Below are 24967 nucleotides of genomic sequence, written 5' to 3' on the forward strand. Positions count from 1 at the left end.
CGAAGGCCGCCTCGCGTCGCGAAACGCGCGCTGGGCCTAGTTCTGCATTGCTGGCCGCTGCGGCGGATTGGCAACCTGTGGCGTCAGCGACAATGGCGGCCGCAGCTTTGGCTTGGCTGTGCCGGGCGGTGGCTTGATCTCGATCGGCGGCGGCAGCGGCGCGACCTGCGGCTGCCCTGCGGTCGGCGCCGACGGCGCAACAGCAGGTGCCGTCGCGACCGGAGGAATGGCCGGCGAATGCGGCGGCGCACCGGTCTTCGGCTTCGGCGCCACCGCGCGGCGCGGAACGCGACCGAGCAGCGGCACATCCGCAGGCGACGATGCCGCCGGATTGGCATTCGGAGCGGCGGGTTGCGGAATCGCCGCGGGCACGGGGTCCGGTGGTGGTGGCGGTTCGCCGCGCTCGATTGCGTCAAGCCGCCGCGTCTCGCGATCGATCGCGCGCACCGCAAGCCAGGACGACAGCGCCGCAATGTCGATACTGCGCGTCAGTCCGTCGGGCGTGCCCATCGCAAACAACTGGATTTCCGGACGGCTGCTGGCCGTGCCGATTTGCGTTGGCGCCAGCGCGGCACGGATGTCGGCCTGGTCGGCCGGAATGTCGTAGCCGCCCGATACGGTGGCATTGGCGCCGTTGGCCGCGAGCGTCGTGGCGCCGACGCGGATGCGGCCGTCGCGGATGTTGAACGGAATTTGCGCCGACGCGATCGACAGCGCTCCGCCCGCGAGCACCGGCTCGACGATCTGCTTCAGCCGCGCATCATCGGTCGCCTGCCCGCTGTCGCTGGCGCGGATCGCGACATCGAACGCCCGCGGATCGAGGCCTGGGAGGTTCATCCCCTCCAGCGTCACCGCGCCGCTGCCGGAGAGCGCACCCGTGAGCGCCGAGGTGCTGCGGCCCTGCGTCAGCAGTGTCATCTGCATCGAGACACGGCCCTTCGGCATCGCAAGACTGCGATAGCGCAGCGCCGAGCCGTCGATGCCGGAAAATCGAACGTTCGCGTTCAGCGCCAGTCCGTTGACGCCCTGCCGCGCATCGATGCTGGCGGTTGCTTCGCCGCCGCCGATCTTGCCCGTGATGCCGTCGAAGGTCAGCGACTGTCCATCGGCCCTGAGCGTGCCGCTGACCGGCTGCAGCACGGCGCCGCCGGGCAGCAGGCCGCGCAACGCCTCGAACGTCACCTTGCCGCGCCAGCCCTTGGTCAATCCTGCGCCGAGTGGCGCCGTCGCATCATGGCCGGCAGCGCCGATCACGGTCGCAAAGATCGGCGCCAGCGTGATTTGATCAAGACCGAGCTCGCCCTCGACGCTCTTTTCGTCGGCGAGCGTCAACGCGAGATGGCCGCGCAGCCGCGAGCCCGCAACGATGCTGTCGAGGTCGTCCAAGGTCAGCTTGTCGCCGGCAAGTGTCACCCGCGACGATAGCCGAATATTTCCGGCCTGATCCGATGATTTCAGATCGAGCAGCGGACTGATGTCGGCGCTGCGGACGCGAAGATTGACGCTCGATTTGGCATTCGTCGCCCATGGCTCCGCAGTGCCTTCAGCGTCCGCATCGAGCCCCGCGCCCCAGAGCCTGGCCTTCAGGCGCAACGGCGCGCGCCACGCGCCGCTCACCGTGCCCTCGAACTGCGCCGGCCCAGCGCCCGCTTCAATCGCATGGTCAAGTCCAAGCAGCGCCAGCAGCGCACTGCCCTCACCGGCCGAGAATTTGGCCTCGGCGGCCATGTCGCTGCGGCCGAGCGCGTCGAGGTCGAGCTTTTGAATCGCGGCGACCGGCGGCGTTGCCGATATCACCGTGCGTCCCTTGACCTGCGGCGCATCGAGATCGAGCGTCGCCTGCGCGGTGGTCTTGTCGGCAGCCTGCCCCTTGCCCTTGCCGAGATCGAGCGCAAGCTTCGCATGGACCGGACCCGCGTCCGCCCCGAGCACGCCGAGCCGCGCCGCGAGCGATGGCGCGAACGGCTGAACCATCGCGGTGATCCGGCCGAGCGACGCAGCCGTTGCGTCGATCGCCAGCTTGCCGGTCGAGTTGACCCGGTCGAAGTTGCCGCTGCTATCCAGCGTGACGTTGTCGGCCTGGCCGATCTTCAGTCGGTCGAGCACGATGTCCCTGGGGCTGTAGGCGACCGTTGCCAGCAGCGGCCGGAATTCCTGGCCCGCGGAGATCGCGCGCCCGACGTCGAGCGACAATCGGGCCTCGTCGGGCCATTCGGCCTGTGGCCCGAGCAGCGAACGGACGAAAGCCGCGGCCGCATCGACATCGAGCCGCGCGGCCTTCAACTGCGCCTCGACCTTCGCACCGCGCGCCGCGTCACGATGCGAAAACGCGACGCGGCCTTCGACGGTACTCCCCTCGATCTCCGCCCTCATGGCATCGATCGCAAAGCCGGCCGGTGACACCGAGACGTCGCCGCGCAGCCGCAATGGTTTCTGGCTGCGATAGGCGATGTCGCCGCGCCCCTGCAGCCAGACCATCAGGGCATCGGGATCGGACGATTCGATATCGAGCGCGGTCTTGAATCCGTTCGGCGTGCCGCTTTGCGCGCCGCCGCCGCTCATCGAGACTTGCGTGGACCCCGGCGCGCGAAACTCCAGCCGGCGCACCATCCACGACTTGGCGTCCGACTGCAGCTCCGCCGAAACGTCCTGCAGGGGACGGCCACCGAGCATGATCTGCTCCGACGCCAGCTCGATCTGTGCTGGAATCGGGCTCTGCGGAAGGCCCGAGACCACCACGCGCAACGTCGGCAACACACGTGGCGGTTCGGCGTTGCTGTCACTGCCATCCTTAGCGACGAGCTTGTCGGCATCGAGTTGCCGCGCCGAGAGCGAGGCACGCAGCAGCGGCTCGGCGCCAAAACGGATATCGCCGTTGCCTGCAAACTTCAGCGCACGGTCCTCGGCGCCGTAGCTCACCTCGACCTGGTCGAAGCGTGCGGCGGAATGGTCGGCCTTGACCTTGCCCGCGATCCGCCACGGCGGCTCATCGCTCCTGCCGCGCTGGCTCGGTGCGCTCGCGAGCGCCACGGTGCCCTCGAACCGCGGCGCGCGAGCCTCGAAGGTGAGGACGCCGTCGAGGTCGGCCGACAGCGGCCGCTGGCCGGGATCGATGCTGACATGCAGGCGAATGCCATTGCCGTCAGGCAACTGCCCCGACGACACCCGGAATGGATAGCGGTTTCCGCCGGACATGAAGTTGCCGTCGCCACGAATCGCGCCGGCAAGCGAGCGGACGTCGCCGCTGAACGCCACATCGCTCAGTTCGAGCGTGCTGCGGCTCGCCGCGTCATGCAGGGCAATGCGCCCGGTGAGGTTGAGACGATCGATCGTGAGCGATGCCAGATTGAAGGTCCCGCTCGATACCGGCCATTCGATTCGCCCCTTGGGATCGAGTCCGACATCGAGCGACACGCCGTTGATGGTGAGGTCGGTCGCGCGCCATTCGCCGCGCATCAGGGAGCTCAGGCTGAACTCGACGTCGAGCTTGCCGGCGCGGACCTTGCCGAGATCATTGGCGCCGCCGACGGTGACATTGTTCAGCCGCAGCGAAGGGGCCGGCAGCAGACGCGCCTCAAGGCCGCCGGCAACACGAACCGGCGCGCCGATGATCTTCGTCGCCTCCTCCTCGAACTGCGGCCTGAACTGGTTCCAATCGACGAAATATGGACCGACCAGCGCGGCCACCAGTGCAAGGATGAATGCGATTGCCAGGCCGAGCAGCGTCGTCTGCACGGTGTCTCCCTTTGAGCTGGCTCCGCTTGCGGCCCACCGATGCCGAACCTGAGCCGGAGCAGCCCAATATATAGAGACAAGTATGGCGAAGTCACAGCGCCTTTGCAGCTGCGACGGCAGGCACGAGGCGAATTTCCGCTCAACGGCGCGTGCAGCACCTGCGATTGCGGCGGATCGCGGCCCGCCGCGAAAAGCGACAGATCACCAGCTCGCAGGCAACCGCTTCAGCCCGCGGAGCACGAAGGTCGGCCGCCATTCCGGATTCTCCGCATCATCGAGCCGCAGCTCCGGAATCCGGCGCAGCAGGGTCGAGATCGCGATCTCGGCCTCGATCCGGGCCAGTTGGGCGCCGAGGCAGAAATGGATGCCGCCGCCAAACGACAGCGGCTTGACGTTCGGCCGCTGGATGTCGAGCCGCTCCGGATGGTCGGGATAAACAGCCGGATCATGATTGGCCGAGCCGAGCAGGCAGAGCACGCTCTCGCCCTTCGGGATGCGCTTGCCGCCGAGATCCTCGATATCCTCGAGCGCAACCCGGCCGGTCAACTGCACCGAGGAATCGTAGCGCAGGAACTCCTCGATCGCGTTGGTGATCAGGCCGGGATTGCGCTTGAGCAGCGCGAGCTGATCCGGATTGCGATGCAGGGCCAACAGCCCATTGCCGATCAGGTTCACCGTGGTCTCGTGGCCGGCACCGAACAGCAGGATGATGTTGGCCGTGAGCTCCTCGTTGGTGAGCTTATGTCCATCCTCCTCGGCCTGCACCAATTGCGTGATGAGGTCGTCGCCGGGTTGCTTGCGGCGCAGCTCGAACAGTTGGTGGAAATACATCGCCGCCATCACGTTGCCGGCGTTGCCCTGCTTGATCTCCTCCGGCGACAACGGCACCGGATCGAGCAGGCGGCCGCCATCGCGCGAGCCCTTGTAGAAGGCCTCGCGCTGCTCCTCGGGGATTCCGAGCATGTCGCAGATGATCGTAACCGGCAGGCGGAAGGCGAAATCCTCGATCAGGTCCATCTTCCCTTGCGGAATGATGCGGTCGAGCGTCTCGTCGACGACTTGCTGGATGCGCGGGCGCATGTCCTCGACCCGGCGCGCGGTGAAGGCCTTGACGACCAAGCCGCGCAGGCGGGTGTGATCCGGCGGATCCTGCTGCAGCATCCAGTGGCTCATGCTGCGGAAGACCGGTTCCTTCATGATGTCAGGACCGTAGCGGCGGATGGTGCGATCGACAAAATCCTTGCCGAAGCGCTTGTCGCGCAGCACGAGGCTCACCTCGGCGTGACGGCTGGCGACGAAGGCGCCGTGCGCGTTGACGTGCATCGGGTCCATGGTCCGCAGCCGCTCGTAGTGCGGATATGGATTGCGAATGAATTCGGGCGCCAGTGGATTGAAGAGCGGTTCGCTGCGCGCGGACTGAACATGCTCGTTCATGGTGACCTCGTTCGCTTGTCGCGCCGGTGTCGGCACCGTGGCGCGTCTTGGTGTCATCCTCAGGGCCGGACCATTGCGGCGGGCTGCTTGTTATCTATGCAACTCGATACACTCTTGTATCGAGTTGCATTCTGCCCTAACCTGCGCCGATGTCAAGGGTTCGAACCAGGCCGACACGCGACGACACCTGCGAGAAGCTGTTCGAGGCGGCGGCGCAGGTGTTCGAGGAACAAGGAATTGGCGGCGCCAGCATCGAGGCGATTGCGGCCGCGGCCGGTTTCACACGCGGCGCGTTCTATTCGAACTTCAAGAGCAAGGACGAACTGATTATCGCGATGCTCGAGGATCATGTCGAGCAGTCGATCCGGCGTAATCTCGACCTGCTCACCCGGCACAGAACTCTTCCGGACTACCTCGAAGCACTCAGGACGATGGATCGCAGCCGGCAGGATCCGCTCGGCCGCTCGCCTCTGTTGCATATGGAGATGATCCTGTTCGTGGCGCGTGCGGAGAAGCGCCGGCCCGAGCTTGCCAAACGCCTGCGCGCGCGGCGCAAGCTGATCGCTGATATCGTTGTCACCACGCTGAGGAACTCCGGCAGGAACGGCGTGCACAATCCGGAATGGACCGCTGCGATCGTGCTGGCGCTGGAAGACGGGTTCCGCCTGCACCGCCTGATCGACCCGGACACCACGCCGGCCGACAGCTTCCTGCGCGCGATCACCGATCTGCAGCGCGCGATCGGCATCCCGCCGGCCTGATTCCGCTCAAGCCTCGCTTGCGATCCTGTGCATCTGTCCGGCGACGGCGCGCACCTTGCCGGGCGCCGCTTGCCAGATCGCGATCGCCGACAGCAGGCTCATGACGACCCCGAGCGTGAAGCCGGCGGTGTAACTACCCGAGAGATCGTAGAGCTGCCCGGTCGCCCAGGGTCCCGCGGCGCCGCCGGCCAGCGCGGCCAGCATGATGGTGCCGAAGATGCTGCCGTAGTGCTTGCCCTGGAAGATCTCCAGCACCACCGGCCCCATCACGGAGGTGAGGCCGTAGCCGAGCGCGCCTTGCGTGAACACCATGAGATAGATCAGCGGCATGGCCGGCCAGTATCGCAGCGCCACCAGCGCGGCAAAGCAGATCACGAAGCCGAAGCAGGAGATCGCCCATACCCATTCGCGGCCGATGCGATCGGACAAATGCCCGAGCCAGATCTGGCCGGGAATGCCGAGCAGGCTGACGACGCCGAGCGCCCAGACCCCGACGTTCGAGCTGAAGCCGATGTCGAGCAGAAATTTGGTCTGGTGCACCTGCACCGCGTACCAGATGTACAGGCCGCAGAAATAGCCGACCGCGATCCACCAGAACCGCGCGGTGCGCAGCGCGCGAGGCAACGTCCAATCGGTGCCGGCCCAGAGCGGATCGACGATGTTCGATGCCGGCTTGGCCGACGTCGCCGTCGGCGCGGCATCGCCGTCCGGCTGCAGCCCGATGTCCTCGGGCCGCTTGTGCAGCAACAGGTTGATCGGCGCGAGCACGACCAGCACCAGGATTCCCATCGCCGTGCAGGCGGTGCGCCAGCCGGTCTGCTCGATCATGTGCTGCACCCACGGCAGCAGCGTCACCGAGCCGATGCCGACGCCGGCGAAAGCGAGCCCGATCGCCAGCCCGCGGCGGCGGATGAACCAGTTCGGTACGAACAGCGACTGACCGGAATAGCCGAGGCAGACGCTGCCGGCCCCGACCAGGACGCCGATCGTGAGATAGAGATGCCAGGGCTGCGTAGTCAGCGGCGCCAGCAACAACCCTGCGCCCATCAAAGCAACGCCGAGCTCCATGACCGCGCGTGGCCCGCGACGGTCCATCATCCGCCCGATCAGCGGACTTGCGATGCCCGACGCCACGAAGCCGAACGAAAACGCCCCGGCAGTGACGCCGCGCTCCCAACCGAACTCGCTGATGATCGGAGGATAGAATAGCGAGAACGCGGTGCGCGCATTGACGCCGATCGCCATGGTGACGAACGTCACCGCGACGATGATCCAGCCGTAGAAGAAGGGAAGTCGCATTGTGTTACCTGCGCCGGTCGCAAAGGCCTATTTGAGCTGCAGTCATAGGCACCTTGTTGCGTGCATCATAGCCGCGGACCGGAGAACCCGTCCTCAAGTACGGAGCGCCACGGGGTGCGACAGACAGACAGCACACCCGAGGCGATCATGCCTTCCTTTGTGGCCTTGATGGAGATATTGTTTCTCCATTGCGACTTGTTCTTCGTACAGCCTTTTACGGTAGTATCAATAAATTTTGTAGAAGTATCAATAAAATGACCCCATCGGTGCCGGAAGTTCGACGACGTCTTGCGGCAATCCTTGCAGCAGACGTGGTTGCCTATACACGTTTGATGGAGGCGCATGAGGAGAACACCCACGCGCGGCTCTTGAAGCTGCGTGCGGAAATCCTTGACCCTGGTGTTACCCGGCAGAACGGCAGAATCGTCAAGAACACTGGTGATGGCTTCCTCGCGACGTTCGATCGACGTGTGCAAGGTCGGACGCCGGCTCGGGGTTCGCTACGTCCACTGCGGATGCGTGCAGAGGACGATGACGGCGGGATCGCGAAGGTCGCTTATGAGTGATGACAAGGCGGACAAGAGCGATGGACGAGCCGTCCGGAACGAGCAATCCGATCTTCGGGCCGCAAGCGGCGGACTCGTGCGACAAGAAGCCGTCGTGCTGCTCGTCGATCTCGTGGAGTCGGTGCGGCTCATGCGCCAACATGAGACCGATAGCATACGCCGCTGGACCGACTTCGTTCAGATCGTAACCACCCGAATTCTACCTCGCTATCACGGCGTCATGGTGAAAAGCCTTGGCGACGGATTGATGGCTCGCTTCGAGGCTGTGCACGATGCTGTGGCTGCGGCAGCGGAAATGCATCGCACGCTCGCGGCGCAAAATGCAGGTATCCCCGAGGATCGTCAGTTTCACCTGCGTGCAGGGATCAATTCCGCCATCGCTTGGAGCGATGGTATCGATATCTACGGGACGGGCGTGAACCTGGCAGCCCGACTGGCGACGCTCGCCGGTCCGGGTGAAACGATTGCCAGCGCGGCCGCGCACGAACGATTAGCTGCCGCGTTAGCAAGCCTTGCAAATCCAGGCGAAACCATCGGCAGCGCGGCGGCGCGCGACGAGCTTACGCACGGGGTGGATGCGCTGTGCGAAGATTTGGGCGAATGCATTCTCAAGCACTTTGACAAGCCGGTGCGCGCGTATCGCGTTGGTCCAGCAAGTCCGCATCCTAGCCTCACCGCTCGGCGCGATTATGGGACGCCCATGGAACCGACGATCGCCATTATTCCCTTCAATGCGCGCAACGACGCGCCTGCACATTTCGACGTCGGCAATCTTATTGCCGACAGCGTGATCTGGCGATTGTCAAAGTCTCCGAATTTGAAAGTCATCTCACGCCTATCGACCAACGTATTTCGCGGTCGGATGAGCGACGTCGCCGAAGTTTCAGCCCATCTCGGCGCGACCTATATTCTAAGCGGGGGCTATGTCGTGGACGCGGGCCGGATTTTGGTGACATCGGAGCTTTCCGCCGCGCGCACCAACCAGGTCGTCTGGACCGATCGAATGAAAGGAGACATTGCGGACTTGCTGCAGCCAGAAAGCGAACTGGCCCAGCGCATCGCAAGCGCGGTATATCTATCGGTCTTTGAGGCCGAAGTCGAGCACGTTCTGACCCAGCCGTTGCCAACGCTGGAAAGCTATTCGCTGCTACTTGGCAGCATCCGGCTGATGCATCGCTCCAGCAAGGAAGAATTTCTTCAGACCCGCAAGATCCTCGACGAACTGATTGATCGGCACAGCCGGATTGCGGCGCCGCGCGCCTGGCTCGCCAACTGGTACATCCTGCGTGTGACGCGCGGATGGTCGGAGGACCGCAAGCGCGAGGCGGCTGAAGCCCTGAACGCCAGCCACGCTGCACTGGACCGCGACCCCTCGGACGCCCTTGCTCTGGCGACCGAGGGGTTCGTTCACTGCCATCTGCTGAACGATCTGGATACCGCCCGCAAGCGATGCGATCAGGCCGTCGATGCGAACCCGAGCCATGCGCTTGGCTGGTTGTATCGCGGCACGGTGAACGCTTTCAATGGTGAGGGCGAAGCTGCCGTCGCGGCAACGCGACGAGCATTGGAACTCTCGCCGCTTGATCCACAGCGCTACTACTTCGAGTCGCTCGGTGCCACGGCTGAACTTTCCGCACATCACCATGAGGAAGCCGAGCGGCTTGCGCGTTCATCCTTGATACACAACCGCATGCACCCCTCTACCTGGCGTGTGCTCACGATCGCGCTCGTCTCGCAAGGGCGGATAGACGAGGCGCGCGCCGCATTGGCCAGCATGCGCAAGCTTGAGCCGGCATTGACCGTCGAACGATACATCGCGCGCATCCCGAATGCGCAACTCGAGACAGGCAGGTGGTGGGCCCGCTGCCTGGAAATGGCAGGTTTACCAACGACGAGCTGATTTCATCCAGACAGACTTTATCCATAGGGAGGCGGCAATGGCACAGTTAGGCGGTGCGGGAGGTGCAGGCGGCGCAGGTGGTGCGGGCGGAGCCGGTGGGGCCGGCGGCGCTGGCGGGGCCGGTGGCGCTGGAGGAGCCGGCGGAGCTGGCGGATCGTTCCTTGGAACGATGGCTGACGCCTACGCCAATTCAATCATGGTCGATGCGCTGATCTTGGGACGCGAAGGTACGATCGTCCCCGAGCACCATTGCTACGCGCCGCCGCTGCCGGGGATCGATGACAGACAGCAATTGGAGCGCTGGGAGCCGTGGGTTCGCGCCTACATCGCGATCGGCGAGATGATGCAAGGGATCACGCTTCGCAAAGCGCCGGCCGGTCACGCTTTCCAGGTCCTATCGTCCGCATCCCTGATCGCAGAGGTCGGGCGTCCAAAGCGGACGACCTTCGAGAAGCAGATCCCGCTGGTGCTGAGCTGGGCCGAACTACGCTCCGAGCGCGCCACTGAGATCATGGCGCAGATCGACGCGCAATACGCGTTCTGGTCGTCGATCGTCTACCTGCACCCCGACCGCACCCGGCGCACCTTCGAACTCATCAACCTCGTGCTGCAATTTTGTGTCTACGTAGAAATGCGGTTCAAGCATGCGATGGGCTGTTTTCGCCCGGTCGAATACAATGCCGAAGTGCAACCGATGATCACGACCCCCGGTCACGGCAGCTTCCCGATGGGGCATGCAACGCAGGCTTACGCGGTGGTCCAGGTCTTGAAATCGTTGCTGGGGCTCAATCCGGCGAAACCACGGCACAAGATGGTGATCGACCAGCTCGAGCGCCAGGCGGCACGCATCGCGACCAACCGTGTAATCGCCGGGGTCCACTTTCCCGTCGACAGCATGGCAGGACGCATGCTGGGTATTGCGCTTGGTGAATACTTCGTTGGGCGTTGCAAGTCAGGCCACAAATTCCGGCGCCGCAAATTCCTCGCCGCCGGAATCGACAACGCGCCGCACACCGATTTCAATCCGTTCAGCATGAGCCAAAGCATCCACGGCAGCGCATTCTATGCTGAAGCCGCCGGCGCGAATATCGTGAAGTCCAACTTGATGGAGCATCTCTGGGACGCCGCGCAATACGAGTGGATGGGCAGATTCCCATAGGCGAGACGGTGTCCTGCAACCCGAAGCGGAGGATGCTCCATGCCCAAGTACGACCTGCCGAAATGCTTTGGCCCGTATCTCCGGTACGCGATCTCGACCCATTTCAGGAATTTCGAGTTCTTCGACGAGAGGAAACGACATAGGCTGTTTTTCCTCGCGGAATTCAAGCAGGCCGATCTGACAACTGCGTTTCAGCGAAAGATGACGAAGGCTCGATTCTATGTCGAGTTCGGCCCGTCGGTCGCCAGCACGCGATATGTCACGCTGCGCACCGAAACGGCGGCGGTGCTCGACCCGGCCGCGTTTTCGATTTGGAACGAGTACGTCTCCAGGGTGGAGCTCTCGCTGCCGGTGAAGCCTTCGACGCCGGTATTCAGGAAGCGACAGATGATCGGTCGCACCGGGCAAGGCAAGCGATCACCACGTGCCGTCCTTGTCGGCATACTTGACGATGGTTGCCCGTTCGCTGCCGCGCAGTTCCTCGAGCATACGGCACAAGCCGGCATGACCACGCGGGTGCGTGCCATCTGGGACCAGAATCAGGGCCGGCAACCGGTGCCCGTCAGGGATAGCGCCGGCAACCAATGCCTGTTCGGGCAGCTACTGCAGGACTTCAACTACGGCCTCGAATTCCAGCGCGCGTCCGACGCGCCCGGCGTGCCCCAGCGACAAATCGGTCTCGACGAATGGATCGAACTGCACCTAGCTCCGGCAGGCAGCATCGACGAAGACCGCTGCTATGCGGATGCAGGCTTCACCAGCCTAACAGGTCGATTGTCCCACGGCGCACATGTGATGGACGTGCTTGCGGGTCGTGTTCCGACCTCGTCACGGATCGGTCCCGCAAGCGACCGCCGCGATCCGCCGAGTTGGCTCGCCGACACGGATCCTGCATCGAGCGCCGACCTGGTGTTCGTGCAATTCCCCGAAGGCTGCATCCAGGATGCGACCGGTGTTTGGCTCAAGGCCTATGTCCTTGACGGCATCCAGTACATCCTCTCGCATGCCGAGCCGAACAAGACCGAGCGCGTCATCGTCAATCTCAGCTACGGTCCGACCACCGGACCGCACGATGGCACGTCGGAATTGGAGGCGGCATTGACCGCGCTGGTGACCGAATTCAATGGCACCAACGGAAAGCCGCAACTCGACATCGTGTTGGCGGCGGGCAATGCTTACCTGAGCGAGGGCCACGTCGGCTTCGTGCGCGACAACGCGCAACCTGATCATATTGAATGGTCCTGGCGTCTTCCGCCTGACAATTCCGTGCTGTGCTTTTCGGAACTGTGGATGAAGACCGCCGACGCAGGCGATGTCGACGTCACCCTTACCTCGCCGAGCGGTGTCGTCTACGCGCCGACGGCCCCGCTCTCCTCCTCGTCCCCCGTTCCGCCCGCAGGCATCGACATCCCGCTCGTCTGGGGCGACGATACGATGTGGCGGCTTCAGGTCGAACCCACCGTCGTCGCGCCGAACATCGTTGCCGCCGAACATGGCGACTGGACCATCAAGGTCTCCGGCATCCCTGCTTCCGCCGAGCTTCACGCCTATGTGGCGCGCAGCGACCCCAACATGGGCGTGGTGTCCGGCGCCAAGCTTTCCTATTTCGTCGACCCAACCTGGGAACGAACCCGATCAGCGGAGGCCGGCTGCATCCGCCGCGAGGGAGAGTTCGACAAGAGCGGGTCACTGGTCCGTCGAGACGGCACCCTCAATGGGATCGCGACCGCCGAGGATACGAACGTACACGTAGCCGGCGGCTACATTCTGTCCAACGGGCGCAAGTCGCCCTATTCGTCTGCCGGTCCCGCGCGAGGCGGGCCGCGCCCGCTTCGCCGCGGCCCGGATTTCGTGCTACCCGGCGACGACTCCTACGCACTCTCTGGCGTGCGCGCCGGAGTCAACCGGAGCGGCTCGGTATTCAGGCTCACGGGAACCAGCGCCGCGGCGCCTCAATTCGCGCGTGAGGTCACCGACGCGATCCCGCCGCATCCAACCAGAGTCCCCAATAGTCCAACGGAAATTGCGAAGCGGGGTGGAGGCAACCTGGACGCTCCATAGCGTGCATCGGCGGCCAATTCTCACGCCTACCCCAGCGGATGGCTTTCGTGGCCGAAATAGGCGCGTTCGAGCCGGTGCGCCAGGTCGCTTTCGCTGGTCGCCGCCTCCAGCGCGATCGCGCCCTGCACCAGGGCGTAGACCCGATCGGCCGCCGCCAGCGCCTTTTCCAGCAGTTGCTCGACCAACAGCACCGACGTGCCCTGTTCGCGCAGGCGAGCGATGACGTTGAGCACGCGATCGACCAGCACCGGCGACAGCCCGGCGGAGGGCTCGTCCAGCATCAACAGCCGGGGACGGCGGACCAGGCCCTGCGCCACCGTCAGCATCTGCTGCTGGCCGCCCGACAGCGCGCCGCCGCGCTCGTGACGTTTTGCGGCGATCTCCGGGAAGAACGACAGCGCCTCCTCGACCCGCACGGCGCGTTCGGCGCGCGGCAGGTCGTAGCCGGCGAGCAGCAGATTGTCGGTGACGGAAATCTGCGTGAACACGCGATGCCCCTCGATCACATGCACGAGCCCGGCGCGCGCAGCCTCGCGCGGCGTGGTGTTGGTGACGTCGTGCCCGCCGAACCGGACCTGCCCGGCGCTGATCGGCAACAACCCCGACATCGCGCGCAGCAACGTGGTCTTGCCGGCGCCGTTGGGACCGAGCAGCGCGACCACCTCGCCGGCCGCGATTGTGAGATCGATGCCGTGCAACACGCGGATTTTTCCGTAGCCGGATTGCAGCGCGCTCACCGTGAGCAGGGGTTCAGCCGCCGAGATAAGCACTGACAACCTCCTTGTGGGTGCGGATCTCCGCCGGCGTTCCTGCGGCCAGCGTGCGGCCGAGATTGAGCACGGTGACCTGGTGGCAGATGTCGAAGATCAGGTCGGCATGATGCTCGACCAGCAGGACGCCGGTGCCGCGCCCGCAAACCGCCTTGATCAGGGTGGCGAGCCGCGCGATCTCGTCGTTGGACAGGCCCGCCGCCGGCTCGTCGAGCAGCAGGAAATCCGGATCGAGCATCAGCGCCCGCGCGATCTCGATGAAGCGCAATTCGCTGTGCTGCAGGCGATCGGCTCTGATATCGGCGAGCGCCTCGAGGCCGACGACGCCGAGCAGCGCCTGCGCCTTCGCCTCGAGCAGGCGCTCGTCCGCGCCGTTGCGCGGCAAGGCGAGCATCGCCTCGAGGAAGCTCGCCCTGCCCTCGATCGAACCGCCGATCATGACGTTTTGCAGCACCGAGGCCTCGCCGATCACGCGCGGCGTCTGGAAGGTGCGCGCGATGCCGCACGCCGCGCGCAGCACCGGCCGGCCCGCCGGCAGCACGTCGTCGCCGAGCGTCATGGTGCCGGCCTTGGCGGCGTAATAGCCCGAGATCACGTTCAGCGTCGTGGTCTTGCCGCTGCCGTTCGGGCCGATCAGGCCATGGATCTGCCCCGGCGCGACGTCCAGATCGAGGCCGTCGATTGCCTTCACATTGCCGAAGCTCAGCGCGATGCCGCGCAGCTTCAGCGTCTTGCCGCCGGCGGGCCGGCGCACGATGTCCGCAAGCGCCGCCGGGCGCGGCACGATGGCGCGATTGCTGGCGAGCGGGCGGCGGTTCTTGAAATCGAGCAGCGCCGCAATGCCGCCCGGCATCACCAGCACGATCACGAGCAGCAGCACCGCATAGAGGAAGGTCGACCACGACGCCAGTGGCGCGGCAATCTCCGGCAGCACGGTCAGGATGATGGTGCCGAGCAGCGGCCCCAGGATCGAGCCGCGGCCGCCGATCAGGATGGCGATGAAGAACAACACCGAGAGATCGAAGGTGAAGGCATCCGGCGTGATGTAGGTCTGCAAGGTCGCGAACAGCCCGCCCGCGATTGCGGCGAGCGCGCCGGCGAACAGGAAGATCGCGATCAGCATCCTCGGCTTGGATATGCCGGTAGCCTCGGCGGCGACCTCGGCGTCGCGCACCGCGATCAGGGCGCGGCCGAACCGGCTGCGCGCGATGTTGGCGCTCATCCAGGTGGCGACCGCCGCAAACGCGATGCACAGGCCGTAGAAGCCCCACGGCGTGTTGAACGGCGCCGGGAATTCCGGGCCGGCGATGCCGATGCCGCCGCCGGTGACGCTCTGCCACGCCAGCGCGATCTGGGTCACGATGGTCGCAAAGCCGAGCGTCGACATGGCGAAGTAGAAGGTGCGCAGGCGCAACGCCGGCAGGCCGACGATGACGCCGAAGACCGCCCCGATCAGGCCGGCGATCGGCAGCGCCGCGAATACCGGAAGGGCCGTCATCACATTGCCCGCGACCAGCACGCTGGTGGCGTAGGCGCCGAGCGTCAGCAGCGCGACGTAACCGATCGCGAGATGGCCGGCGAAGCCGACGACCAGGTTGAGGCCGGAGACCAGCACCCAGTAGATCGCCATGCGGGTGCCGATCAGCGCCCAATAGTCGTTGCTGACGAACGGGAGCAGCGTAGCCAGCACCAGGATGCCGAGGAACGGCGCGATATGCGGCAACGCCGCACGCCATGTGCCGCCTTCGGTTCGAAGCGGAGATGCGGTGACTGCGGTCATCACACTCTCCGCGCGGTCGAGGCGCCGAACAGGCCCTGCGGCGCAGCGAGTAGCACGACGATGAACAGCGTGAACACCGCGACCGATGAGAAGATGCCGCCGACCAGGAAGTTCGCCGCCTGCTGGAACAGCCCGAGCGCCAGCCCGCCGATGATCGCTCCGCGATTGTTGCCGAGCCCGCCGAGCGCCACCGGCACGAAGCCGTAGAAGTTCAACAGCGCACCGTTGGCGAAGAACGCGAGCAGCAACTGCCCGCCGGAGTAGCCCGCGATGCCGCCGACCACGCCGGCCAGCGCATAGCTCGCGACGCGCAGATTGCGCTCCGGCAGGCCGAGCGCGCGCGCCGCGAAATTATCTTCGGCAATGGCGAGGAAAGCGCGGCCGACCAGCGTGCGGCGGTAGAGATATTCGAGACCGATGATGGTGATGGCGCAGGCTACGACCGGCAGCCAGAACTTCTCGTCGAGGACGCCCTCGCCCACGCCGACGATGCGCGGAAACGGCTGCGGCTCGGTGCCCCATTTGATCGCCGCGACCTGCTGGATCATCAGCGCAACCGCCAAGGTCGAGAGCACGTAGAGATGCTGGTCGAGGCTTTTCAGCACCGGCCGCACCGCGACGAACTCGGTGACGATGCCGATGACCGCGCAGCAGGCAAGCGTCAGCAGGAAGCCGATGGCGACCGGCAGGCCGAGCTTCAGCGTGAACATCGAGCCGAACACGCCGCCCAGCATGGCAAGTTGGCCGGCGGTGAAGCTCATCACCCGCGAAGTCGAGAACATCGTGTTGTAGGTGACGCCGACCAGCGCGTAGATCGCGCCGGCCGCGAGACCGGATGCTAGGATGGAGGCGAGCATCGGCAGCGCCCTCGCCCGCGCTTCAAGTGTATCCCGGCGCCAGCGCGAAAGTGCCGTTCTTCGCGGTTGAGGCCTCCGACATCACGATCTCGTCGGTCTTGTAGCCGTTGTGCTCGGTCGGCGAGAAATGGTAGTTGCCGAAATAGCCGGGATAGTCCGACAGCGTGTTCCAGTATTTGACAATCCCGGCGCCATCCGTCGAACCGCTTTCCTGCACCGCCTTGGCGATCAGCTCGATGCAGTCGATGCCGCCGGCGACCCACCACAGCAGCGTATCGTTCAGCGCGACGTTGGCCTTGGCGAGGCGTGCGACCAGATCCTCGCTCTTCGGCGGCAGCCTGCCGGCACTGTCATAGCTGCAACTCTTGTAGCCGACCGCATAGACCTTCTTCCAGTTCTCCGGCTTGGCGACGAGGCCGGCGAGCTCGCCCGACGCCATCGAGGGATGCCCGACGAAGGGAACGTCCCAGTTCATCGTGGCGCGGGTGTTGAACATCCGCGCTTCCATGCCGGTCGAAACGCTCCACACCACGATCGCCTCGGCGCCCGCGTTCTTGGCCCGCAGCATGTCGGGTGTCATGTCGGGCTGTGTCGAATCGACATTGGCCTGGTAGACCACCTCGGCGCCGTCCTTCTTGAAGGCTGCGACCGAGGCGCCCACGGCGGTGACGCCATAACCCGTGGTGTCGCCGATCACGGCGACCTTCTTCACCTTGAGGATCTTCAGGCAATAGTTGCGCACGGCATCGTCCCACTGGCTGTTCGACGGCGCGATGCGGAACGCGTTCGGGAACTTGACCGGATCGATCAGGCTCTCGACGACGCAAGGGTGCAGATCCGGCATCTTGGCGCGCGCCATGATCGGCGTGGTCGCCAGCGCCTCGCCCGAATTCAGCGGTCCCCAGATCGCGTGAACCTTGGCCGCGCTGATCAGCTCCTGCGTGGCGTTCACCGCCTTAGTCGGATCGCCCTGGGTGTCGCGCATCACGAGCTCGATCTTGCGGCCCTTCACCCCACCGGCACCGTTGATCGCGTCGACGGCGAAGTTGACACCGCGATTGAAGCCGACCGTCGGCGCCGAGCTCGGGCCGGTGATCGCCGCGAGGCAGCCGATCTTGATCGGTTCCGACTGTGCAATGGCTGGAGCTGGGAAGGAGAACGATGCGGCGCCGAATGCGCCGGCGCTGCCCAACAAGACGTCACGGCGTGAAACGGCCATGTGATGCACTCCCTCTTTGCGGCGTCCGTCGTTTGGATGCGGAACGTCCGTTCATTCGTTGTCCGCAAGCTCCAGGGCTGCGGTTTGGTGAAACCAAGTTGAGCCGGATGCGAAGCGCTTGTCCAGCCCCAGGGAACGGGAAGGGAGTTGTGCGGAACGCATGCGAAAAAGTCCGGCTCGTTGCCAGACCGATTTGCGCTTGGCTGATTGAGTGTCGGCCGCGATGCGATTGCAAGGGTGGCGCACGTAGAAGCCATACCCACGGCTTGTGCTGTGAACGGGGCTCGTCGGTCTAGCGCCGCGCAACAATGAACATTTGGGGTAATGGGTCCCGGCCTTCGCCCATAGGCGTTAAGGTAAGCGGACCATGGTTTGATAGCGTCGGGTTTTCCTCGGCGGCTCGCGAAGATGGCGCTGGAGAATGGGGAGAGATTGGCGGAGACGAGCCATTGCGGGTTGCGGAATGACGGCCTGCAAGAGTGAGACGATGAGCTGACGGAGCAATCGCCAGGCGCCAGGACTGGTCAGGCGGCTTCCGCCAAGCGGGGAGAGTCCTCGAGTTCGTCGACGAGCGGCTCGAGCAATAGAATCATCAGCAGATGAGCAAGGATATGCGATCTGGCGGATCGCTCGTTAGTTCCCGGCGGCCCCTTCAAACCAACCAGGCTCTTCAGCCGCTTGAAGCCCAGCTCGATCCGCCAGCGCAGGCGGTAGAGGGCGAGAATGTCATCCGTGGTGAAGTCATCTGGCGCAAGTGAGGTCACCAGGATGACCCAATCGGCGGCCTGCAGCGTTTTATTGGAGAGCTGATGGCCGCCCTTCTGTGCGGTCCGGCGCGCCTTGCGCCGCGCCTCGGCAGCGGCCTGTTGCGGCTTCTTGACGGCGACCAGACGCATGGCGAGCGGCGTGCCGCGCTTGGGTTTGATCCAGATCGGACAATCGAGGAGGCCTCGTTCCGCCGCCTTGCGCAGTTCGGCGATCAGATTGAATGCACAGCCCTTACCATCGAGCCAGCGTGCGCTCTTCCAACCCGCTCGAATGACGAAGTCTGCGCCGGCCTGGATCAATGTTGCCATGCGCTCCGGCTGCAAATAGGCCCGATCGGCAAGACGGATCTCGCCCGCAACCGCCGGAATCCGGTCGAGCCTCTCGCCGTCCTGTTGATCGGTCAGTTCGAAGTGGCCAAAACGCTCTTGCGGAAGATCGAACGCGCTGTGAATGCGCCACACCTCGTTCTTCTTCCTGCCATTCAACCCCTTCTTCGGCACCGTCGTGGCATCGATGATGCGGATCAGGCGACCTCGGCCGGCCCTCGGAGCTGCGGCAGCGAGTGCCTGCCCGATCAGGAGCGCCAGCCAATCCCCGCACTGGCGCAAGCGGTACAACAGAGCCACGCTCGAAACATCGACAAGACCGACCGACGTCGCCCATGCCGCCGTCAATCGAAATCCCCGTTCACCAAGGCAATACGCCAGGATCAACCGCAGCAAGTCCACGGCATTGCGTATCTCGCGCGGACGCACGAAAGCCTTCGTCTCCCGTGCGGTCCGATCGAGCGCTGCGGCCCCTCCAAGCCGGGTTACGATCCCCGCCCAGTCGCGATCGCCAGTGCTTCATATCTCATGCCATGCTGGAATCACGAACCATCCCGCACCGCAAGCCTAACTTAACGCCTATGGGCCTTCGCCGGGACGACGCTGGGATAATCTCGCTCAATGCCTCACGCCGTCATTGCGAGGGAGCGCAAGCGACGAAGGAATCCATGCTTCCGCGTATGCCGCGCGATGGGTTGCTTCGAGTAACTCAGTGATTGGTGCGTCAGGGACGCACCGACGGACAGGTTCCCTCCCCCTCGTGTCCGCCGAAGCCTTGGCGAAGGCGGATGAGGGGGAGGAAGCCAGAAGAGCGTGCTCACCTCACGCGAGTGCCGGGAGCGATCCGCGCCGCGGTGCAAGCTCCGCACACGGGTCTGTGACCATAGTTGAAGAGGCATGCGACGAAACTTCTGGATTGTTGGCCGCGTACACGCCAAGACAGGATAACCACCCTCGAAGGTTCATTGATGCACGACGTCTCGATTCCGGCAGCCCTGATCGCCGGCCTTGTCAGCTTCCTGTCGCCCTGCGTGCTGCCGCTGGTGCCACCGTATCTGATCTATCTGACCGGCGCGACCATCGAGCAGGTCAACGAGAGCGGCGACACGGCGACCTCCAAGCGCGCGGTGATGATGGCGGCGCTGATGTTCGTGCTCGGCTTCTCCACCGTGTTCGTCGCGCTCGGCGCCAGCGCCTCCTTCGTCGGCAGCCTGATACGCGCCTGGTCGGCGGAGCTGTCGATCCTGGCCGGCATCGTGATCATCATCATGGGTCTGCACTTTCTCGGCGTGACCCGGATCGCCCTCTTGATGCGCGAAGGACGGCTGACTGCGCCCAAGCCGGTCGGGCTGTGGGGCGCCTATGTCATGGGCCTGGCCTTCGCGTTCGGCTGGACGCCGTGCATCGGGCCGATCCTGGCGGCGATCCTCTCGATCGCGGCCTCCACCGCCACCGTAACCAAGGGCGCCGCGCTGCTCGCGGTCTATTCCGCCGGTCTCGGCATCCCCTTCCTGCTCGCGGCCTTCATGGTGGAGCAGTTCTCGTCACTGTTCGCGCGGATGAAGGGCCATCTCGACACCGTCGAGCGCGTGATGGGGGTCCTGATGGTGGTCACCGGCATCGGCTTCCTGACCGGCGCCGTCTCCAGCGTCAGCGTCTGGCTGCTCGAGACTTTCCCGGCGCTGCAAAATATCGGCTAGGCCACCCAGCTCCTCGTGTGAGCAGCGAACGCGGCTCGGGGCACGCACAACTCCGCTGGCTTTTCGCCACACGATGTGGACTATCTCCTCGAGCGCAGCACAGCCGGGGAGAGCGCGGACCGATGGGCCAGGATCGTCAGACACCCTCCAACTGGCCGATATTCCGTTCACTCGCCGCGTTCCGGCCAGCCGACCTGCCGGGTGACCTGATCGCCGGCCTGACGCTGGCCGCGATCGCGATTCCCGAGCAGATGGCGACCTCGCGGCTTGGCGGCTTCTCGCCGCAAATCGGCTTCTTCGCCTTCATCGCAGGCTCGCTCGGCTTTGCGATGTTCGGCGCCAACCGCTTCTTGTCCTGCGGCGCCGATTCCACCATCACGCCGATCTTCGCCGGCGGTCTGGCCCTGATGGCAACCGCAGGCTCGCCCGACTATCAGGCCTTCGCGATGGCACTGGCGCTGCTGGTCGGCGTGCTCATGATCGCCGGCAGCCTGTTCAAGCTCGGCTGGATCGCCAACCTGCTGTCGACGCCGGTGACGGTCGGCTTCCTCGCCGGCATCTCCGTCCACATCCTGGTCTCGCAACTGCCCGGCGTGCTCGGCCTGCACACACCAGACGGACCGACGCTCTACAAGCTCGGCGTTCTCGCCGACGAACTCGGCCAGACCAATCCGTACACGCTGGTGATCGGCCTCGGCGTGCTGGCACTGGTCGCGGGATCCGAAGCGATCAGCGCGCGCATTCCGGGCGCGCTGATCGGTCTCGTCGCGGCCACCGTCGCCGTGATCGCCGGCCATCTCGAAAGCAAGGGCGTCAGCGTGGTCGGCACCGTGCCCGGAACGCTGCCGACACCGTCGTTTCCCGACGTGGCTCCGGAGCGCTGGGTGAAATTGCTGTCACTGGCGCTGCTGATCGCTGTTGTCGTCATGGTGCAGACGGCCGCGACCACCCGCTCATTCCTCTCCGACCCGGACAAGCCGGCCGATGTCGACCGCGACTTCCTCGGCGCCGGCGTCGGCAGCCTGCTGTCCGGGCTGTTCGGCGCCTTTCCGGTCAATGCCAGCCCGCCCCGCACCGGCATCGTGTCGGAGACCGGCGGACGCACCCAGCTTGCCGGGCTGCTCGCCGCGGCGATCGTGCTGACACTGCTGGCGTTCGGCGCGACGCTGCTGCAACACGTGCCGGATGCCGCGCTCGGCGGCGTGTTGCTGTTCGTCGCATTGCGCATCATCCGCGTCAGGCAGATCGTCACCATCTTCCGGCAGTCGTTCTACGAATTCCTGCTGGTGGTGGCGACGTCAGCCGCGATCATCGTGCTGCCGATCGAGCAAGGCGTCGCCGTCGGCATCGCGCTGTCGCTGCTGCACGGCATCTGGACCACGACGCGCGGCCGGCTGGTCGAGTTCGTTCACGTCCCCGGCACCACCATCTGGTGGCCGGCGGGCCGGCAAGTCGGCAGCGAGCGCCGGCCCGGAATTATCGTCGTCGGCCAGCAGGCGCCGCTGTCGTTCCTCAACGCCGCGAACTTCCACAGCGACGTGATCAAGATGATCGGAGCCTCGACCCCGAAGCCGCGGCTGCTGGTGATCGAGGCCAGCGGCATCGTCGAGATCGACTTCACTGCCGCCCAGGCGTTGCACGATTTATTCGGCGAATGCCACGACGACGGCGTGACGGTGGCGATCGCGCGGCTCGAATCGACCCGCGCCCAGGACGCATTCGAGCGCTTCAACCTCTACGACGTCCTGCCGAGAGACCATGTCTTCCACAGCGTCGACGAGGCCCTGCGCACGCTCGGCGGACAGAGCTGAGCGCGATGAGGTCACGGTGAACCGGCAGCCACACAGAGTCTGCACTCCCTCTCCCGCTTGCGGGGGAGGGTTGGGGTGGAGGTGCCTCCACTCGAGACTCTTTGTGAGAAGAGAGCCCCCACCCGGATCGCATCTATCGATGCGATCCGACCTCCCCCGCAAGCGGGAGAGGTGCAGCAGTCGAACTGATAGATCGACCTGAGCTGACGTCATCCGGGCCATTGCCGGCGCAGGCCCTGTGGCCGGATGGAACCGAAAATCTTAGGCGGCAGGAACGATCTTTCCGGGGTTGAAGATGTTCTGCGGATCGAGTGCGCGCTTCAGCGCGCGCATCGCGTCGAGCGCTTCGGGGCCGAGCTCGGCCTTGAGGTATTTCTGCTTGCCCTGCCCGATGCCGTGCTCGCCGGTGCAGGTACCGCCCATCGATTGGGCGCGCTCGACCAGGCGATGCATGAACTCCTCGCCGCGCGCCATCTCGTCCTTGTCGTTGACGTCGCAGATCAGCGAGCAGTGGAAATTGCCGTCGCCGACGTGACCGACGATCGGCGACAACAGATTGAGCCGCTTCAGATCGTCTTCGGTCTCGGTGACGCAGTCGGCGAGCCGCGAGATCGGTACGCAGACGTCGGTTGCGACCACGCCGATGCCATCGCCGGTTCGCAGCGCCTTCACCGACCAATAGGCGTCGTGCCGGGCCTGCCACAGCCGGGTGCGGTCCTCCGGCTTGGTGGTCCAGGAGAAGTCGCCGCCGCCGCATTCGGCGGCGATGTCGCGGAAATTCTTCGATTGCTCGGCGACCTCGACCTCGCTGCCGTGGAATTCCAACAGCAGCAGCGGCGTCTCGGGCAACGACAGCTTCGAATAGCTGTTGCAGGCCTTCACCTGCTCGGCGTTGAGCAGCTCGATCCGCGCGACCGGGATGCCGGTCTGGATCGCGAGGATGGTCGCCTGGCAGGCACCGCGCACCGTTTCGAACGAGCAGGCGGCCGCCGCAATCGTCTCGGGAATGCCGCGCAAGCGGATGGTGAGTTCGGAGATGATGCCGAGCGTGCCTTCCGCGCCGACGAACAGATGCGTCAGGTCGTAGCCGGCCGACGACTTCTTCGCCCGCGTGCCGGTGGTGATGATCTCGCCGTCGCCGCGCACCACCTTCAGCGCCAGCACGTTCTCGCGCATCGTGCCGTAGCGCACCGCATTGGTGCCCGAGGCGCGGGTCGAGGTCATGCCGCCGAGCGAGGCGTCGGCGCCGGGATCGATCGGGAAGAACAGGCCCTGGTCGCGCAGATGCTCGTTCAGCGCCTTCCGCGTAACGCCCGGCTGGATCACGCAATCGAGGTCCTCGGCATGGACCTCCAGCACCTTGTTCATGTCGCGCAGATCGATGCAGATGCCACCGGCCGGCGCGTTGACCTGGCCTTCGAGCGAGGTTCCGGTGCCGAACGCGATCACCGGCACGCGGTGCTGCGCGCAGATCCGCACCACGTCCTGGATGTCGGAAGTTTCCTGCGCCATCACCACACCATCCGGCGGCTGGGTCGGCAGCCACGTGGTGGTATGCGCGTGCTGCTCGCGCACCGCCTGCGACGTCACGAGCCGGTTGCCGAACCGCGCCGCCAGCGCGTCGATCGCGCTCTTGAGAGCCTGCGGCTCAGGTCGCATCACATTGCTCGAAATCGTTGTCGCCACGTCAAAATTCCTCCCGGCTTTGGCCGACCGTGGCAAAGCTTGTATAAGGGGTCAAGAGAGCATGATCCGAAAAATTGGCCGCCGATCGCGCGCCGAAACCATGCTCGCAAAACGATGCTCGAATGGGTCGAACAGACGAGGATGGATAATGACTTCAGTGACGGCCGCCAAGGGGATCTTGAAGAGGACCTCGCTTCCGCCCGCCCCGTTCCTGTCCTCGGTGATGCAGATCGAGCCGCAATGGATCGATTACAACGGCCATCTCAACATGGCCTATTACAATGTGATGTTCGACCGCGCGATCGACGAAATGTGGCTGCAGATCGGAATCGGCCCGGCCTACATGAAGGAGCGGCACTGCTCGACCTTCACCGCCGAATGCCATGTGCGTTATTTGCGGGAAATCCATCTCGGCGATCCCGTGCAGGTTTCGGTCTACCTGCTCGGCGCCGACGAGAAGCGGCTGCACACATTCGAGGAGCTGCGCCACGCCAGCGAAGGCTGGATCTCCGCGACGTCGGAGAACCTCACGCTGCACATCGACATGCAGGCGCGCAAGGTGGCGCCGTTTCCGCCCGATATCCGCGCCCGCGCGCAATCGATCGTCGACAGCTATGCGGGCGTGCCGCGTCCCGAAGGCATCGGCCGCAACGTGGCGATGCCTTCGCAGACTTAAGCGTCGAGCCGCGCTAGACCTTTGTGCGGCCGCGCACCAGACCGACCACAGCCGAGATCAGGAACAGGACGACGGCGATGAAGAAGATCGTCTTGGCGATATCGATGGATACGCCGGCGATACCGCCAAAGCCCAGAATACCTGCGATCAGGGCGATGACCAGGAAGGTGACGACCCAACTCAGCATGACCAAAACCTCTGCTTCATTTCGTTTGGCCGCGCAGGTTTGCGCCGGCACATAACCTGAAGAAACAATCCGGCGGCGATGGGCCGGTTCCTGCCACCGAAATCGCGAAATTTTCGCCGATTTCTGGAACCAAACGGACGAAAAACTGTCAGCGGAGTCGTTCCGGCGCCATCAGATAAAACCTGTCAAAACGGCCGATGAAGCCCTATATGGGGCTTAATCCCTGCTAAGAAGGCTCCCTTTCACCGTCCCGCGGTGCCATCGTGGGCCGA

The 24967-nt window shown here is 64.9% G+C and carries 18 protein-coding genes; 8 read left to right on the top strand and 10 right to left on the bottom strand.

The window, feature by feature from the left end; genetic code table 11:
- Positions 1 to 36: 36 nt before the first annotated feature.
- Both P6U25_RS27730 and P6U25_RS27735 read right to left on the bottom strand, forming a co-directional pair.
- On the bottom strand, positions 37 to 3735 hold the full coding sequence (locus P6U25_RS27730; protein WP_407147933.1) for an AsmA-like C-terminal region-containing protein: 3699 nt from the start codon (positions 3733 to 3735) through the stop codon (positions 37 to 39).
- 201 nt (positions 3736 to 3936) lie between these two features.
- A complete protein-coding gene (locus P6U25_RS27735) occupies positions 3937 to 5169 on the bottom strand; it encodes a cytochrome P450 (protein ID WP_407147934.1) in 1233 nt (410 codons plus the stop codon).
- Between the two features lie 149 nt (positions 5170 to 5318).
- Between P6U25_RS27735 and P6U25_RS27740 the strand changes: the two genes are divergently transcribed.
- Positions 5319 to 5930 carry a TetR/AcrR family transcriptional regulator gene (locus tag P6U25_RS27740; RefSeq protein WP_407147935.1) on the top strand — a complete coding sequence of 204 codons (612 nt, stop codon included), beginning with the start codon at positions 5319 to 5321 and terminating at the stop codon, positions 5928 to 5930.
- 6 nt (positions 5931 to 5936) lie between these two features.
- Here the strand turns inward: P6U25_RS27740 and P6U25_RS27745 are convergent, their stop codons facing one another.
- Positions 5937 to 7229, bottom strand: a complete 1293-nt coding sequence (locus tag P6U25_RS27745; protein ID WP_407147936.1) for an MFS transporter — start codon at positions 7227 to 7229, stop codon at positions 5937 to 5939.
- Positions 7230 to 7483: 254 nt separating this feature from the next.
- Between P6U25_RS27745 and P6U25_RS27750 the strand changes: the two genes are divergently transcribed.
- The 4 genes from P6U25_RS27750 (at position 7484) to P6U25_RS27765 (ending at position 12915) form a co-directional block, all read left to right on the top strand.
- Entirely contained in the window at positions 7484 to 7795 is a 312-nt protein-coding gene (locus tag P6U25_RS27750) for a hypothetical protein (RefSeq protein ID WP_407147937.1), read from the top strand.
- Positions 7788 to 9695, top strand: a complete 1908-nt coding sequence (locus P6U25_RS27755) for an adenylate/guanylate cyclase domain-containing protein (RefSeq protein ID WP_407147938.1) — start codon at positions 7788 to 7790, stop codon at positions 9693 to 9695. Before P6U25_RS27750 ends, P6U25_RS27755 begins: the two co-directional genes overlap by 8 nt.
- Before the next feature lie 196 nt (positions 9696 to 9891).
- Positions 9892 to 10854 carry a phosphatase PAP2 family protein gene (locus tag P6U25_RS27760; protein ID WP_407147939.1) on the top strand — a complete coding sequence of 321 codons (963 nt, stop codon included), beginning with the start codon at positions 9892 to 9894 and terminating at the stop codon, positions 10852 to 10854.
- 39 nt (positions 10855 to 10893) lie between these two features.
- Entirely contained in the window at positions 10894 to 12915 is a 2022-nt protein-coding gene (locus P6U25_RS27765) for a hypothetical protein (protein ID WP_407147940.1), read from the top strand.
- A gap of 26 nt (positions 12916 to 12941) precedes the next feature.
- Here P6U25_RS27765 and P6U25_RS27770 read toward each other — a convergent pair whose 3' ends face one another.
- The 5 genes from P6U25_RS27770 to P6U25_RS27790 all read right to left on the bottom strand — a co-directional run bounded on the left by P6U25_RS27770 (position 12942) and on the right by P6U25_RS27790 (position 19037).
- The gene (locus tag P6U25_RS27770) at positions 12942 to 13685 is read right to left on the bottom strand and encodes an ABC transporter ATP-binding protein (protein WP_407147941.1); all 744 of its coding nucleotides are present in this window, start codon (positions 13683 to 13685) and stop codon (positions 12942 to 12944) included.
- Complete coding sequence (locus P6U25_RS27775; protein ID WP_407147942.1) at positions 13666 to 15465, bottom strand: ABC transporter permease subunit; 1800 nt, start codon at positions 15463 to 15465, stop codon at positions 13666 to 13668. Before P6U25_RS27775 ends, P6U25_RS27770 begins: the two co-directional genes overlap by 20 nt.
- Positions 15465 to 16322 carry a branched-chain amino acid ABC transporter permease gene (locus P6U25_RS27780; protein WP_407147943.1) on the bottom strand — a complete coding sequence of 286 codons (858 nt, stop codon included), beginning with the start codon at positions 16320 to 16322 and terminating at the stop codon, positions 15465 to 15467. The genes P6U25_RS27775 and P6U25_RS27780 overlap by 1 nt, the downstream gene beginning before the upstream one ends.
- 22 nt (positions 16323 to 16344) lie before the next feature.
- Positions 16345 to 17541 carry an ABC transporter substrate-binding protein gene (locus P6U25_RS27785; RefSeq protein ID WP_407147944.1) on the bottom strand — a complete coding sequence of 399 codons (1197 nt, stop codon included), beginning with the start codon at positions 17539 to 17541 and terminating at the stop codon, positions 16345 to 16347.
- 524 nt (positions 17542 to 18065) lie between these two features.
- Positions 18066 to 19037 carry a transposase gene (locus tag P6U25_RS27790; RefSeq protein WP_407146425.1) on the bottom strand — a complete coding sequence of 324 codons (972 nt, stop codon included), beginning with the start codon at positions 19035 to 19037 and terminating at the stop codon, positions 18066 to 18068.
- A 566-nt stretch (positions 19038 to 19603) separates the two neighbouring features.
- On the opposite strand from P6U25_RS27790, the gene P6U25_RS27795 reads away from it, so the two are divergent.
- Positions 19604 to 20335, top strand: a complete 732-nt coding sequence (locus P6U25_RS27795; RefSeq protein WP_407147945.1) for a cytochrome c biogenesis CcdA family protein — start codon at positions 19604 to 19606, stop codon at positions 20333 to 20335.
- 122 nt (positions 20336 to 20457) lie between these two features.
- Complete coding sequence (locus P6U25_RS27800) at positions 20458 to 22146, top strand: SulP family inorganic anion transporter (RefSeq protein WP_407147946.1); 1689 nt, start codon at positions 20458 to 20460, stop codon at positions 22144 to 22146.
- Between the two features lie 261 nt (positions 22147 to 22407).
- On the opposite strand, the gene P6U25_RS27805 is transcribed toward P6U25_RS27800, so the two are convergent.
- A complete protein-coding gene (locus tag P6U25_RS27805; protein WP_407147947.1) occupies positions 22408 to 23832 on the bottom strand; it encodes an FAD-binding oxidoreductase in 1425 nt (474 codons plus the stop codon).
- Between the two features lie 148 nt (positions 23833 to 23980).
- Between P6U25_RS27805 and P6U25_RS27810 the strand changes: the two genes are divergently transcribed.
- Entirely contained in the window at positions 23981 to 24508 is a 528-nt protein-coding gene (locus P6U25_RS27810; RefSeq protein WP_407147948.1) for a thioesterase family protein, read from the top strand.
- Between the two features lie 13 nt (positions 24509 to 24521).
- Here the strand turns inward: P6U25_RS27810 and P6U25_RS27815 are convergent, their stop codons facing one another.
- Positions 24522 to 24695: a DUF1328 domain-containing protein gene (locus tag P6U25_RS27815; protein ID WP_407147949.1), complete on the bottom strand. Its 174-nt coding sequence runs from the start codon at positions 24693 to 24695 to the stop codon at positions 24522 to 24524.
- Between the last annotated feature and the right edge of the window lie 272 nt (positions 24696 to 24967).

The organism is Bradyrhizobium sp. ORS 86, from assembly GCF_045571475.1.
In the GTDB taxonomy this organism is placed as follows: Bacteria; Pseudomonadota; Alphaproteobacteria; order Rhizobiales; family Xanthobacteraceae; genus Bradyrhizobium.